Origin of the sequence: Mobilicoccus caccae, assembly GCF_030161635.1 — a bacterium.
In the GTDB taxonomy this organism is placed as follows: domain Bacteria; phylum Actinomycetota; class Actinomycetes; order Actinomycetales; family Dermatophilaceae; genus Mobilicoccus; species Mobilicoccus caccae.
This window is the reverse complement of sequence record NZ_BSUO01000001.1, coordinates 1-14,196: the sequence shown is the minus strand read 5'-3', so window position 1 is coordinate 14,196 and position 14,196 is coordinate 1. Positions and strand designations below refer to the sequence as shown.

Genomic DNA, 14,196 nt, shown 5'->3' with positions numbered 1-14,196 from the left:
GGCGGGCGCGACTCACGCGATCGCCAGCGAAGCGAGGTCGAGGGTCTGACGGCGGCCGAGGTCGGCGCGGTGCTCGACCAACCAGGCGTCGGCCTGCTGCCATCCCAGGTCGTGCAAGCTCCTGATCAGCGCGGCCGGCGCCTCGGTCTTGGAGGACGCGCTGAACCGGGCCAGCTCGTCACCACCGTCGATGCGGTGCGCGCGCAGATCCCGGACGCGCGCGAGGAACGGGTGCTGTTCGCAGGCCCGGTCGGCCTCCGGCGCGACGATCTGCAGGAGACCGAGGATGCGCAGCTCCTTGACCAGCGAGGCGTTGAAGGTGATCTCGTTCATCCGGTCGAGGATGTCGGGGGCCGTGGTGGGCGCCTCGTCACGGCCGACCGGGTTGATCTGGACGACGAGCAGGTCGCGGGCCTCGGCGTGGTCGACCAGCGGCAGGAGGGAGGGGTTGCCGGCGTACCCGCCGTCCCAGTACTCCTCGCCGTCGATCGTCACGGCCTGGAACAACGTGGGCAGGCAGGCGGAGGCGAGGACGACGTCCACGTCGATCCGGGACCCGTCGAACACCCGCAGCCGCCCGCTGCGGACGGCCGTCGCAGAGACGTACACCTCCACCTCACCGCGGCGCATCGCGTCGAAGTCGATCTCGCGCTGGATGATCCGCCGCAGCGGATGGACGCCCCAGGGGTTGATGTCGTAGGGGGAGAACCCGGCCGACCACGCTGCGCCCCACATCCGGACGGCTTGCTGCCAGGCCCCGCCGACGGGACCGGTCCACATGCGGGCCCAGGCCTGGGACATCTGTACCCAGGGTTGCAGCGGCGTGTCGGCGAGAACTGCCTCCAGCGGCGAGGAGATCCATGTGCCGATCCGGCCGACCTCCGTCCACACCCGCGCGAGGCGTTGCTGGGCACCCACCCGACCGCCGTCCGCGAGACCGGAGGCGAGAGCGACGGCGTTGAGCGCACCCGCGCTCGTCCCGCTCACGGCGCTGATCGTGATGTGGTCGTCGTCGAGCAGACGATCGAGAACACCCCAGGTGAACGCGCCGTGCGACCCCCACCTTGCAGGGCCAGGTCGAGCTTGACGTCGAGCGGCGCCTCGGGCGCCTGCGGCGAGGTGGACGACGAGGGAGTCGGCGGCATGACCGAAACGGTACGTGGGTGGATGCGGGCGTCGTCGGGCTGCCCGGGTTGGAGGAGACGGCGGAGGCCTGTGCCGCCGGCTGACGACCGGATCAGGGGCGCCTCAGGCGTACTCCGCCCAGACCTCCCGGGCGGCGCCGTCCACGGTCATGACTCCGCCGTAGGGCAGGATCCATTGAGGCCTGGTGTGCCCGAACGGAACTCCCACGACCACGACGGCGTCGGGGTTGTAGCGGGCGATCATCTCGATCGCGGTGTCGCGCTGCCGTTCCCGATGGGCGGCTCGGTCCCGCGCCGGCGGGGCGTGCTCCATCGTCGCGACCGGCGGACGCGCCACGAGCACCGCGTCGACCGCGGCGAGGAGGCCGCGCTCCCCCATCGACCGCAGGATCCACGAGAACTCGCGTGCGTCGATGACTTCCTCCGACGTCTCGAGCAAGAGAATCCCGCCGCCCAGGATGCCGGCGTCGTCAGGGAATCGCCCCGCCGTGAGGATCCACTGCAGGACCTCGATGCACCCGCCCCAGGTGCGGCCGGTCACGGATCGCGCCGGCCCCGCCCAACTCCACGGCTCGGTCGGTTCGCGATCGCCGAACTGCGTGAGGGCCGCCGGGTCGGTCCAGTCCTTGCCGACGTCCTCCGAGACCCCCGGATCGGTGATCCGCAGCCGCTCACCGGTGAGTAACGCGGCGCGCAGGGAGGCCGCATGGACGGCGTCGACCTCCGGCCCCGGCCCGAGGTGGACCTGGGTCGACCCGCCGTAGAAGCCCTGGATCCCGTGCGCCCAGAGCCAATTCAGCAGGTTGGTGTTGTCGCTGTAGCCGCAGAAGGGCTTGGGGTCGGCGCGCACGACGTCAGGGTCGAGGCGGCCCACGACGGTGATCTGGTCCTCACCGCCGACGGTCGCCAGCACCGCCCGGATCGAGGGGTCGGCGAACGCGGCCATGATGTCGTCGGCCCGAGCCTGCGCCGACGACCCGAGCTGCCGGGTCGTGGGGTACTCGACCGGGACGAGACCGGTGACCTCCGCGAGGCGACGCATCGCCTGCTCGTGCACCTCCGGCGCGAATCCAGGCGCCGCGAACGACGGCGAGATCACGGCCACCCGGTCTCCGGGCACGGCTTTGGGCGGGGAGGTCAGCGACATGACCCCCAGGGTAGGAGGGGCTGAGTCGTGTGTCTGACCACGCACGGTGTCTGCTCCTGGAGCCGGCTCGACCGGGTGCTGTGGACGGCGGGCGATCGGGGGGACGTGCGGTGTCCACCGCGACGGAACGTGTGGCGCCGGCAACCCCTCTCACGCGCCGGGACAGCGGGGGGGCGAGCACGTCGACGCCGTGGGCATGATCGAAACGGGCCGTGGGTGAGGACGGGCGTCACCGGCTCCCCTGGCCAGGGAGGTCACCGGAGGACCGCGCGTCGACCGGCGACCGGACTCCTGAAGCTGGGACACTCGGCGCGTGATCGGGAGAGCAGTGGTGTTGGCGGGAGACTCCAGCGCAGGCAAGACGTCTGTGGCGCAGGAGCTGCAGACCCGGCTGGGCGAACCCCTTCTGCATGTCGGGGTGGATCATTCTTCTCGATGTTCCCCCACCACTGGAAGGACCATCCGCGAGGTCCGGGGCCGGGATTCTGGTACGACGACTCCGCCGACGACGACGGCGCTCCGCTGGCCCGCATCCGCTATGGAGACGCTGGGGGAGGCTGCTCGCCGGCATGCGGGCCGCCGTCAACGGGCTCCTCGCGACGGGCAACGACGTCATCCTCGACGAAATGCCGATCGAGGCCTCCACCATGCCTACCTGGCGGCGTGATCTCCGGGCATCGGCGAGCTGCTGGGTCTACGTCACGGCGCCGTTGGAGGTGCTGGAACGACGGGAGCGGGAGCGGATGTCGGGCCGCAAGTCGGGCAATGCGCGAGGGCATCACCGCCTGGGCCAGGGCGGCGACTGGGACATGGTGGTGAACACCGACACGGCCACCCCGGGGGATGCGGCGGCGGAGATCATCAGGCGGTGCCCGTTCCTGTAGGCCCGGCTTGCTCTGGCGACGATGTGGACAACGCGGGAGTATCCACAGCGCTGTGGATAACTCGTACACCTATTCGATTGTTTCCCGTTTGAGCATTCCTTTTCATCGGTCAACGCGATAGGGTGAGGAGACGGAATCAGACGGGTGATCGGGGGGTGAGGGTTGTGTCGACAGCGACCGAATATGTCGGGCCGGCGGCCCCCTCACGCGCTCAGACGGCGAGGGCGAGCGTGTCGAGGCGGCGGTGTTCGCGGGCATGTCCGGGGATGAGTTGCTGTCCGAGTTGGAGCGGATCGAGCGTGAGCGGGCGGCGTTGGTGGCGCGGTCGGTGGTCCTCATGGAGGTCATGGCGCGCGGCCGGCGGCGGGAGGCCCTCGCGGCGCTGGCACCGGATGTCCCGGCGGGGCGGCGCACTCTGGAGGTCGCCGAGGCCGATGCGTGTGTGGTCGATGAGGTGGCACTGGCGACGGGGTTGCGGGTTCATGAATGCCGGGCCCGGCTGGACCTGGCCTGTGGTGATGCCTCGCGGACGGGACCGATCAGGGCGGCGCTGGGCCGGGGCGAGTTGTCCTGGGAACGCGCGCGACGAGTCATGGACTCCGCTGCCCAAGTCCCGGCCGAGCACATCGAAGACCTGGTGACGCGGGTCGTGGCGCCCTATCCGGCGCGGTCGGTCGACGGAGTGGGCGGACTCTTGGTGCCGCACGAGGTGTTCGGCGCCCGGTTGCGGCGGTTCGTGGCCAGGCACGTGGACGCCTCCGAGCGTCACGCCCAGCGGATGCGGCAGCGGTGCACCCGCATCGACGTGCTGCCCGAGGGCGAGGCCACCCTGTCTGCGTCAGGCCATGTGCTGCGCGTGGCCAGCGCCCATGAACGCGTCGACCGGATCGCGCGCCGGCTGCGGGGCGAGGGGATCCGCGCACGCTGGCCCAACTGCGCTCCGACATCACCCTGGACCTGCTGCAGTGGGGCGAACTACCCACCGACTCGGCCATCCTGGACGTCGCCGGCCTGTCCGCGTATTCGAGGTTCGCCGGAGCGTTGCCCGCGGCGCGGGTCGATGTGGTGATCTCGGCGGCCTCCCTGATGGGTGCGAGCGCAGATCCGGGAATGGTGCCGATCGCGGGCCGACAGGAGTGGATCTGCGCGGAGATCGTGCGCGATGTGGCGTTCGCGGCCGGATCGACCTGGCGGCGACTGGTCACCGACCCGATGAGCGGGCACCTGGTCGACCTCTCCAGCACCGGATACGCGGTGACCGGGGACCTGCGCGAACGGATCGTGGCCCGCGACCGGGTCTCCCGAGTGCCAGGCAGCACCCGTCCGGCCGGGGCGTGCGACATGGACCACGACATCGACTACGCCGACGGCGGCCCCACCAGCGAGTCGAACGTGTCGGCCAAGCATCGTGGCGGGCACAACCACAAGACCCACCGCACCTGGCACTCCCATCGAGAACCCGCACCCGACGGGACGATCATCTGGACCACCCCCACCGGACGCCGCTACCGCACCACACCCTGGGACTACCGCGACCCCGACCCACCCACACCCGACCAGATCCTGGAGGCCCTCAGCACTGCCGGCCACCCCGCCGCCGACCCCGCGCCAGGAGCGCTCACTGCGTTCGGATCGAGGCCCGCCCAGCCGGAGCGCGTGGTGCATCGCATCACCCGCTGCCCCGACTGCCGACGCACCACCACGATCGACACCGTCCTGGTCGGAGACCTCACCGACGACCCCATCCACATCCACCGACCACGACGAACACGACTGCGTCGAACCACCGAACCACGACGCGACCCCTGGACCGACACCGACCCAGGACCCCCACCCTTCTGATGAGGCTCGGGCCTGACGACGCTCATGCCCGGCGAGCAGTCCGATGAGGGTCGCGCACCGCCACCCACGCCACGACCGCCGCGGCGACCACCGCGACGCACGACGTGGGTGGGAGCATCCCGGGGCCGCCCGGAGCGCGATGACGAGACCTCCGAGGCCCGCGCCCGCCGCAATCCCGACCTGGAACGCGAGGACGTACCAGGCCGACGCCTCCCGCCCCCACCCCGGCGCGTCACGCAGGACGAAGCGCCCATCTCGGTAGCGGGCACGCCGCCCATGCCACCCGAGACGTAGCACAGTTTCGACGTCATCTGGAGGGGGTCCCGCCACACCCCACCCCGCTGACCTGCACTGTTGCCCCCGACCCCCTCCGCGAGTACGTCGAAACTGCGCTACGTCCTGGACCACGCCGACGATCGCGACGCTGGGCGCGCCGGACGCCGGGGTCCGGCCCGCCCGCACCCCGATGCCTGCACCCGCACCTCACCCCTCCCGCAGCGCGACCGACGACCCCGACAACAGATCGACGTTCTCTGGCGGCGCACACCAGGTGAACGTCACCCGAAATTCGTTGCGCACCAAGGGATTTACTCAGGGTCCGGTCAGGTGGCGTACATCGGGCCAACAGACGACGGCAGAGTCGCGTTCACCCCGGCGCGACAGCGTGACGGCGGGCCCGTCCAGCCCTCCGTCTCTCACCCAGGAGCACCTCATGAACAAGGCATCCCGCCGCGTCGCCACGGCGATCCTCCCGCTCGTCGGTCTGGCCCTCGCGCCCGTGACCGTCTCGCAGGCCGCTTCCACCCCGCCCGTCAACCCCGAGCGCAAGGCCCAGGTCGTCCGTGACGACTACACCGGTCACGTGCAGGTCGTCCGCGGCAAGGCCGCGGACGAGAAGGTCCTCACCGGATCGGTGTTCGTCGACAAGGACAAGGACTCCGTCAAGGACCGCGGCGAGAAGGGCATCGCCGGCGTGACCGTCTCCAACGGCCGCGACGTCGTCACCACGAACGCCGACGGCGAGTACTCGCTCCCCGCGTTCGACCGCATGACGGTCTTCGTCACGCAGCCCTCGGGCTACGCCGTGCCGGTGAACGAGGACAACATCGCCCAGTTCTCCTACAACCACTTCCCGACCGGCTCGCCCAAGCTCCGGTTCGGTGGCGTACCCGCCACGGGCGCCCTGCCCAAGGCCGTCAACTTCCCGATGGTGAAGTCGAAGGCCACCGCGAAGACCTCGCAGAACTGCGCGGTCGCCTCCGACACACAGGGCTACAACCTCAAGGAGGTCGCCTACGCCAAGCAGGGTGCGGTGCGCGACCTCGTCAAGCGCACCGACCTCGGCGGCTGCGGCGTGCTGCTCCTCGGCGACAACGTGGGCGACGACCTCGCCATGAACGACCCGACGAAGGACATCTACCGCCAATTCCAGGGTCCCGTCCGCGCCCTGCCGGGCAACCACGACATGGACTTCGACGCGAAGGACGACGAGGGCAGCCTCGACACCCACCGCGCGCAGTTCGGCCCGGCCTACTTCTCCTGGGACGTCGGCAACACCCACATGGTCGCCCTCGACAACATCCGCTACAACGGCACCAAGCCCGGCGGCAAGTGGGACAACGGCGGCTACAAGGAGTCCCTCACGCAGGAGCAGCTCGACTGGCTGAAGAAGGACCTCGCGAGCGTGCCGGCGAACAAGCTCGTCGTCATCAACGCGCACGCGCCGATCATGCACTACCGCGGCGTGGGCACCGACAACGCCGCCGACCTGTTCGCGGTGCTGAAGTCGACCGGTCGGACCGCCGAGAACACCGTCATGATCGGTGGCCACACCCACACCATCGAGAACCTGCTCCCGGGCACCAAGCGTGAGGAATGGGCGGCCAAGGGCATCGCCGAGCTGCCGTTCCACCAGATCGTCGCGGGCGCCGTCTCCGGCGACTGGTACTCCGGCAACCTCGACGAGTCCGGACTGCCCTACGCCGTCGGCATCGGTGGCAACCGTCCCGGCACCCTGACGCTGTCGCTCAAGGGCAACCGGTTCGTCGAGAGCTACAAGGTGCGCCAGGAGCCCTGGAAGTACCGGCTCTCCCTCGGCGTGAACTCCCCGACGTGGCGTGACTGGGCCCCCAAGGCTCTCGCGTGGCGCGCGGACAAGGCCGCCGACAAGGGTGCACGCCCCACCATGGGCAACCTCAACGTCATCACGGATGAGGACCTCGAGGGCGGCACCTGGATCTCGGCCAACTTCCTGCTCGGCTCACGCGACGCCACGGTCGAGATGTCCGTCGACGGCCGCGCCTACCAGGTGGCGGAGCTCGCGCAGCCGGGCAAGGGCGAGAAGACCAACACCGGGTGGGAGTTCGCCGACGTCCAGGTCGCCAACGCCAACCTGCTGTCGGCCGGCGGCAACGTGCCCCAGAACAGCTCTTCGGTGTGGCGCGCCACGCTGCCGAAGAACCTGTCGAACGGCACCCACACCGCCACCGTGAAGGGCACCGACCGCCACGGCCGGGTCTACACCGAGACGGTCCGCTTCACGGTCGTCGACGAGCGCGCGCCGGTGAAGTGACGCCGCACCGGAAGAACGGACCGGGCACGGCCCGATGAGGGTGAACCCCGCAGCCGCCGAGGCTGCGGGGTTCACCCTCGCCGTCCACGACCGCCCGTGTCGGCCGCGCGGTTCAGCCGACGGGTTCGCGCACCGTCGCTCCCGAGCCCGCGTGCGAACCCGCCCGGTCCACGGCCCGCGCATCGGCGACGTCGTGCCCGGAGACCACCCCGCTCAGACCTCGCGGGTCGCGCAGCACCCACAGCACGTCGGCGACGAGCCACAGCACGGCGAGTGCCGCCACGGGGAAGGGTCCGGCGAAGATGCCCACCGCGGCGACCCCGCGCAGCAGACCGGGCGTGACCAGCGGGAACGGGCGGTCCCGCCGGACCGGCACGGGTCGCAGGTAGACGATCCGCTGCCCGAGGGAGGCCCGCGATCCGCGCAGGGTGGGCAGCACGGCGAGGGCGACCGTGACGGCCACCGCCGCCCACCGCATCAGCTCGAGCGCGAGGTCGCTCATCCCCGCTCCTCCAGGCGCGGCCCCACGGCCAGCCCGAACGCGATGAACACCCCCACCCAGGTGAGCGCGACGGCGCAGGCGAGGATCCAGGCGTCCAGCAGCATCGCGGTCCACCGGCGCACCCGGGTGACGGGGCGGGCGGACTCCCGCTGCCGCACGAGGGCGTCGGGGTCGGCGAACAACCGCGGGACGAACCCGGCCACGGCCACGCCGATCGCGGTGCCGGTGGTGTTGGTGATGAGGTCGTTGACGTCGGCGAACCGGTAGGAGCACGCCATGAGCCCCCAGTTGCCGGTGTACTGCGTGGCCTCCACCAGCAGCGACACCCCGGCCCCGGTGAGGACGGTCCGACCGGCCGACCAGTGCCCCAGCCGCCGCCCGAGCACCCCGAGCGGCACGAAGAGCGCGACGTTGAGGACCATCTGCATGACCACCCAGCTCTTCGCCATCGCGATCGGCGACAGCCCGGCGAGCTCACGCGGCATCGCGCGGAAGTAGGCGGTCGGATCGAGTTCGAGAGGGCGACCGCGAGCGGTGCAGAACCCCGGGGTCAGCTCCCCCGGCCCGGGCAGCGGGAACAGCGTGTAGGCGATGATCGCCGACCCGTACACCGCGGCCATGACCAGGCCGAACAAGCGCATGGGCGACGGCGCACCGTAGCGGCGGTACTGCCACACCAGCACGGGCACGAAGGCCACACCCGACAGGGCGAGACCGGCGATCACGGACCAGACGGCCTGGCTCAACATGTCGACTCCTCGGACGGTCGCGTCGAGCGCGGGTCCGCGCTCACCGACCACGGTGCCCGCCGGCCTCCCCTCGGCGCGTCACCCTGCAGGAGGGTTTCGGGTCCTCCTCCAGGAGGACCTCCCCGAGGGCTCCCCCGCCCGGTCGGGTCCCGGATCCACCGCTGCGTTCATCCGCCGTCGGCAGGCGGATCCAGGTAGGTCGCGAGGAAGTCGACGGCCTTGCGCTGCATGTCCTCCGTTGCGTAGTACCGGGATTCGGCGTGCCCGCCGTCGGTGAGGACGAGGTCGGTCGCGACACCGGCTCGGCGCAGCGCCTCGGCCGCACGCTCGGACTGGGCGTGCGGGACGACGCAGTCCTGACGCCCGTGGATGAACAGGGTCGGCGCCGACTCGGGCGACACGTACGTGATCGGACTCGCCGCCGCCGCGGCCTTCGCGCCCGCCTCGGCACCGGGGTCGGCGCCGATGAGCTTCCCCTCCGGTGAACTCCGCCCGGCGGACCCACGACCACACCCGGCCCGGACCCGATCGGGGACGACCGCCGCCAGATCGGAGACGCCGTAGTAGCTCACGACGGCGACGACGTGACTGGAGGCACCCTGCAGCGGCCCCAGGCGCCCCTCGTGCGCGGCCCGCCCCCGGGTCGTCCCGAGCAGTTGCGCCAGGTGCCCGCCGGCGGACTCCCCGGCCACGGCGATGCGCTCCCGATCGAGTCCGTAGCGCCCGGCGTGGGAGTACACCCACCGCACAGCGGCTTTGACGTCGTGCAGTTGCGCGGGCATCCGCGCGTCCCCGGACAGGCGGTAGTCGATGCTCGCGGTCGCCCAGCCGCGCCGGTGCAGGGCGTCGCGCAGGGCCGCGACGTTCTGCCCCTCGGTGCTCTCGAACAGCGCTCGGGAGCCGCCCTCCCAGCCGCCGCCGTGGATGAACACGACCACCGGACGCGGACCGCGGTGACCGCCCGGCACCGTGAGGTCCAGCGTGTGCGTCGTCGCCGCCGGCGACGTACGCCTGATCACGCACGTGCTGCTCCGGCACGGGTGTGGCGGGTGGGGTGGACGGCGTGGGGTGCATGGTCCGATGTTCCTCCGGCGTCAGCGGGGGCGTGGTGGCGCACGCACCCAGCAGGCTCAGCGCGAGGGCAGCCGTCACGGCCACCGGCATCCGTCTCATCGTCCCCCCTGGTACTCACGCGCGCCCCCGGCACGAGTCGGCAGGGTAGCGACCCCACCTGGGAGATCGCTCGACGGGAGCCGCCCAGGACAGCGAGCCGAGGCCGCCTCCGATCGGAGGCGGCACGAGACCGGAGGAGGCGTAGGAGATTCGGCGGGTGTCGCCACTCTCGCTGCGATGTGTGCGTCGCCGCCGACATCCCGACACTCAGCCGCCGAGGACGCTGCGCGTGACCTCCACCTGCTCTCGCAGGACGCTCGCGATGACTTCCTGAGCGTCGTTGATCTGGCGCACCGTCTGTGAGACCTCGTCGAGCGCACCGCGCACCGCCGTCGAATCCGACTGGATCTTCGCGACCTTCGTGCCGACCTCCTCCGTGGCCGACGCGGTCTCGCGCGCCAGGTCTTTGACCTCTCCGGCGACCACGGCGAAGCCCTTGCCCGCGTCGCCGGCACGGGCCGCCTCGATCGTGGCGTTGAGGGCGAGGAGGTTGGTCTGCTCGGCGATGGTCGTGATGGTCTTGACGACGGCGCCGATCTCGATGGAGCTGTTGTCCAGCCCGGCGACGATCCGGCCCGCCTCGGCCGTGATGCGATTCGCCTCGGCGGCGACGTCCCGCGCGGAATCGACGTTCTTGCCGACCTCGGAGATCGAGGTGATGAGTTCGCGGCCGGCGTGCGCGATCCGCGCGGTGGCACGGCTGCGCTCGAGACTGTGCGAGACGAGGAACGCCGTGTTGCGCAGGGCGTCGCGGCGCGCGTCGGTCAGCACGATCTCGCGGGTGGCGAAGAAGTCCATGGTGCCGACCACCTGGGAGCCGATCGTGATCGGCACGCACACGCCCGACTTCACCCCGGCGCGCTGGGCGGCCGGTGCGCGCACGCAGTCGGTGACCGTGCCGAGATCGGCCTCGAACACGAGATCCCGCTTCTGCCAGGTGCGCCCGGCCAGGCCCACGCCCTCGGCGAAGGTCGCCGCGCGCGTCACGTCCCGGAACTCCGAGCCGGCGTCACCGGACTCGGTGGAGAAGCGCAGGACCTGCGCCTCCGGGTCGACGGCCCAGAAGGAGCCGTAGGCCCAACCGAATTCGCGCCGGATGGTGTCGAGCGCGATCTTCACCGCGGCCTCTTCGGACTCCGCCTCGGTGACCTCGCGCAGCACCGCGTTGATCGCGGTCGCGTCACGAGCGCGTTCGGCGGAGGACTCGGCCGCCTGGATCCGGTCCAGGGCCTGCGACACCAGGTCGCCGACGCAGCGCATGAGTTCCATGCGGCGCTCGGTGCGCGGCCACGGCTCGAGGGACGCGAAGCTCAGGACCCCTCGACGCGACGCCCCGAGAAGATCGGGATGGCCAGCGTGGTCGACAGGACCGGCGCATCCGGGCCGAGCATCGCCTGGAGATCGCGCAGTTCGCCCTCCTCGAGGACGAGCTCACCGGTCTGCCAGGCCTTGCCGAGCCCGCCCGCACCGCGGGGGATGACGACTCCGGCCGACCTCGCGGTCAGCTCGGGGTTGCGTCCGCAGGACACGTCGAGGACGAGCCCGCCGGCCTCCTCGTCGACCCGCCACACGCTGGACAGGTCCCACCCGACGGTGTCGCACACCCGGTTGATGCCGGCGTGTGCGGCGGCCTGGTAGCCCTCCGCCCCCGCCAGGGTCTTGACGACCTTGCGAAGGATGAAGACCTCGTCGTGCTCGATCGGGGTCGTCGCGGTCTGGATGACCGGGTCTTTTCTGAAGGGGCGTCGCACGAATTCTCCCGGCTCGTTGATGTCGTCGGGCACCCATCGGTCGAAATGTCCGACTTCTGAGTCGGCCGTGGCGGCCGAAGGGACAGGAGGCACCTCGCGAATCACCGGGCGTGTCACCGGCTATTTCTCGGGAGGTTATCGTGAAAAACGTGACTCGCAGCCTGTACCTCGCGTCCGTCGAATCCCGATCAGGAAAGACCGCGTTGGCGGTCGGGCTCCTTGCCGAACTCTGCGCCCGCGGCGGCCGGGTCGGCGTCTTCCGCCCCGTCGTCCAGGACCGCTCCTCCGACCGCATCCTCGAGCTCCTCCACCCGTTCTCCACCTCCCAGACGCCCCTGGAGGAGGCCGTCGGCGTCACCTACGAGGAGATCCACCGCGACACCGAGGCCGCCATCAGCACGGCCGTCGAGCGCTACCACGCCTTCGCCGCGATCCACGACATGGTGCTCATCGTCGGATCGGACTTCACCGGCGTCCCCGCTCCCGCGGAGTTCTCCACCAACGCCGCCCTCGCCGCCCACCTGGGTTCGCGGATGGTGCTGGTCGTCCCCGCCATCGACCGCGGCGCCGACGCCACCGCCACCGCGGCCGTCGTGAGCGTCCAGGAGGCCCGCAGCCGGCACGCCGACGTCGCCGCCGTGGTCACCAACCGCGTCCCCGACGGCCAGGTCGACGTCGTGCGCGAGGCGATCGAGTCCCGGCTCGCCGAGCTCGACCTCGACACCTGCACCCCGCGGGTGTTCGCCATGCCCGACGACACACTGCTCGGCGCGCCCACCCTGCGCGACCTCATGACCGCCATCGACGCGACCCTGCTCGCCGGTGAGGACAGCCTGCTCGACCGCGAGACCGCCGGCCTCGTCGTCGCCGGCATGACGATGCCGCACGTGCTCGACCGGTTGACCGAGGGCAAGGTCCTCATCTGTCCCGGCGACCGCGAAGAGGTGCTCATCGCGGCGCTGCTCGCGCACAAGTCCTCCACGTTCCCCGCGCTCGCCGGTGTCGTGCTCAACGGCGGATTCCCCTTGTCTCGCCAGGTCTCGCGCCTGGTCGAGGGCCTGGAGGTCGAGCTGCCCGTGCTCACGTGCGAGGACGACACGATGCAGACCGCGATGGCCATGCACGAGGTCGCCGGGCGGATCACGCCGCACACGACCCGCAAGATCGAGCACGCCCGCGCGCTCGTGCACGATCACGTCGACGTCGACGCGCTGCTGCCCGCGGCCGGGCCGGAGGACGAGCCCTCCTCGGCACCGCGGGTCGTCACGCCGTTGATGTTCGAGCACCAGCTCACGGCCCGCCCGCGCCGCCGACGCGCACATCGTCCTGCCCGAAGGGGGCGAGGACCGCATCCTGCGCGCCGCCGACACCCTCCTCGCGCGGCGCGTGGCGAGGCTCACGCTGCTCGGCGACGAGGCCCAGATCCGCGACCGCGCGATCGTGCTCGGCCTCGACCTGAGCAACGCCCGCGTCATCGACCCCTACACCAGCGAGCTGCGCGAACAGTTCGCCCACACCTACGCCGAGATGCGCGCCCACAAGGGAGTCACCCTCGACCGGGCCCACGACGTCGTGGTCGACCCCGCCTACTTCGGCACACTCATGGTCAAGGCCGGCGAGGCCGACGGCATGGTGTCCGGATCGATCACCACCACGGCCCACACGATCCGCCCGGCGCTGGAGATCATCCGCACCTCTCCCGGCGTCTCCGTGGTCAGCAGCGTGTTCTTCATGTGCCTGGCCGACAAGGTCCTCGCCTACGGCGACTGCGCCATCAACCCCGACCCGAACGTCGAGCAGCTCACCGACATCGCGATCTCCTCGGCCAAGACCGCCGCGCAGTTCGGCGTCGAGCCACGGGTGGCGATGCTGTCCTACTCCACGGGCGGCTCGGGCTCCGGCGCCGACGTCGAGAAGGTCCGTGAGGCCACGGCCCTCGTGCACGAACGCGCCCCCGAACTCCTCGTCGAGGGACCGATCCAGTACGACGCGGCGGTCGACCCCGACGTGGCGGCCACCAAGCTCAAGGACTCCCCGGTGGCCGGTCGCGCGACCGTGCTCGTGTTCCCCGACCTCAACACCGGGAACAACACGTACAAGGCCGTCCAGCGCAGCGCGTCCGCCGTGGCGATCGGGCCCGTCCTGCAGGGTCTCAACGCGCCCGTCAACGACCTCTCGCGCGGCGCTACCGTGCGAGACATCATCAACACCGTCGCCATCACCGGCATCCAGGCCAAGGGGTAAGGCATGCGCGCAGTTCTCGTCGTCAACGCGGGTTCCTCCTCGCTCAAGTACCAGCTCGTCGACCCCGACACGGGTGAGTCCCACGCCAAGGGGCTGGTCGACCGCATCGGCCTGCCGCAGGGCTCGATCAAGCACGAGGTGGGCGGGCACAAGCACGTCCGCGAGCTCGAGGTGCCCGATCACGTGC

The 14,196-nt window shown here is 71.0% G+C and carries 13 protein-coding genes and 2 pseudogenes; 7 read left to right on the top strand and 8 right to left on the bottom strand.

Annotated elements, in window-relative coordinates; translation table 11 throughout:
• Nucleotides 1-12: 12 nt before the first annotated feature.
• From QQK49_RS00070 to QQK49_RS00060, 3 genes are all read right to left on the bottom strand, one after another.
• Nucleotides 13-1,002: a patatin-like phospholipase family protein gene (locus QQK49_RS00070; RefSeq protein ID WP_284305786.1), complete on the bottom strand. Its 990-nt coding sequence runs from the start codon at nucleotides 1,000-1,002 to the stop codon at nucleotides 13-15.
• Nucleotides 984-1,145, bottom strand: coding sequence for a hypothetical protein (locus QQK49_RS00065; RefSeq protein ID WP_284302017.1), 162 nt, complete (start codon nucleotides 1,143-1,145; stop codon nucleotides 984-986). The genes QQK49_RS00070 and QQK49_RS00065 overlap by 19 nt, the downstream gene beginning before the upstream one ends.
• A 103-nt stretch (nucleotides 1,146-1,248) precedes the next feature.
• The gene (locus QQK49_RS00060; protein ID WP_284302016.1) at nucleotides 1,249-2,292 is read right to left on the bottom strand and encodes a S66 family peptidase; all 1,044 of its coding nucleotides are present in this window, start codon (nucleotides 2,290-2,292) and stop codon (nucleotides 1,249-1,251) included.
• A 313-nt stretch (nucleotides 2,293-2,605) separates the two neighbouring features.
• Here QQK49_RS00060 and QQK49_RS23070 point away from each other — a divergent pair, with 313 nt between their 5' ends.
• The 5 genes from QQK49_RS23070 (at nucleotide 2,606) to QQK49_RS00040 (ending at nucleotide 7,590) form a co-directional block, all read left to right on the top strand.
• Nucleotides 2,606-2,959, top strand: coding sequence for a phosphotransferase-like protein (locus QQK49_RS23070; RefSeq protein ID WP_431310499.1), 354 nt, complete (start codon nucleotides 2,606-2,608; stop codon nucleotides 2,957-2,959).
• Nucleotides 2,850-3,176, top strand: coding sequence for a phosphotransferase-like protein (locus tag QQK49_RS00055; protein ID WP_431310563.1), 327 nt, complete (start codon nucleotides 2,850-2,852; stop codon nucleotides 3,174-3,176). Before QQK49_RS23070 ends, QQK49_RS00055 begins: the two co-directional genes overlap by 110 nt.
• 256 nt (nucleotides 3,177-3,432) lie before the next feature.
• Nucleotides 3,433-4,245: a hypothetical protein gene (locus QQK49_RS00050; RefSeq protein ID WP_284302014.1), complete on the top strand. Its 813-nt coding sequence runs from the start codon at nucleotides 3,433-3,435 to the stop codon at nucleotides 4,243-4,245.
• Nucleotides 4,246-4,262: 17 nt separating this feature from the next.
• The gene (locus QQK49_RS00045; RefSeq protein WP_284302013.1) at nucleotides 4,263-5,018 is read left to right on the top strand and encodes an HNH endonuclease signature motif containing protein; all 756 of its coding nucleotides are present in this window, start codon (nucleotides 4,263-4,265) and stop codon (nucleotides 5,016-5,018) included.
• 712 nt (nucleotides 5,019-5,730) lie between these two features.
• Complete coding sequence (locus QQK49_RS00040; protein WP_284302012.1) at nucleotides 5,731-7,590, top strand: calcineurin-like phosphoesterase family protein; 1,860 nt, start codon at nucleotides 5,731-5,733, stop codon at nucleotides 7,588-7,590.
• 112 nt (nucleotides 7,591-7,702) lie between these two features.
• Here QQK49_RS00040 and QQK49_RS00035 read toward each other — a convergent pair whose 3' ends face one another.
• The 5 genes from QQK49_RS00035 to QQK49_RS00015 form a co-directional block, all read right to left on the bottom strand.
• Nucleotides 7,703-8,092, bottom strand: coding sequence for a hypothetical protein (locus tag QQK49_RS00035; protein ID WP_284302011.1), 390 nt, complete (start codon nucleotides 8,090-8,092; stop codon nucleotides 7,703-7,705).
• The gene (locus QQK49_RS00030) at nucleotides 8,089-8,841 is read right to left on the bottom strand and encodes a VanZ family protein (protein ID WP_284302010.1); all 753 of its coding nucleotides are present in this window, start codon (nucleotides 8,839-8,841) and stop codon (nucleotides 8,089-8,091) included. Before QQK49_RS00030 ends, QQK49_RS00035 begins: the two co-directional genes overlap by 4 nt.
• A 167-nt stretch (nucleotides 8,842-9,008) precedes the next feature.
• The gene (locus QQK49_RS00025; RefSeq protein WP_284302009.1) at nucleotides 9,009-9,860 is read right to left on the bottom strand and encodes an alpha/beta hydrolase; all 852 of its coding nucleotides are present in this window, start codon (nucleotides 9,858-9,860) and stop codon (nucleotides 9,009-9,011) included.
• 361 nt (nucleotides 9,861-10,221) lie between these two features.
• Nucleotides 10,222-11,283: a methyl-accepting chemotaxis protein gene (locus QQK49_RS00020; protein ID WP_284302008.1), complete on the bottom strand. Its 1,062-nt coding sequence runs from the start codon at nucleotides 11,281-11,283 to the stop codon at nucleotides 10,222-10,224.
• A gap of 41 nt (nucleotides 11,284-11,324) precedes the next feature.
• Nucleotides 11,325-11,798: a hypothetical protein gene (locus QQK49_RS00015; RefSeq protein WP_284302007.1), complete on the bottom strand. Its 474-nt coding sequence runs from the start codon at nucleotides 11,796-11,798 to the stop codon at nucleotides 11,325-11,327.
• A 116-nt stretch (nucleotides 11,799-11,914) separates the two neighbouring features.
• Here QQK49_RS00015 and pta point away from each other — a divergent pair.
• Nucleotides 11,915-14,009 (top strand): annotated as a pseudogene (gene pta, locus QQK49_RS23065) (phosphate acetyltransferase).
• A 3-nt stretch (nucleotides 14,010-14,012) separates the two neighbouring features.
• Nucleotides 14,013-14,196: pseudogene (locus tag QQK49_RS00005) on the top strand (acetate kinase); the annotation flags it as partial.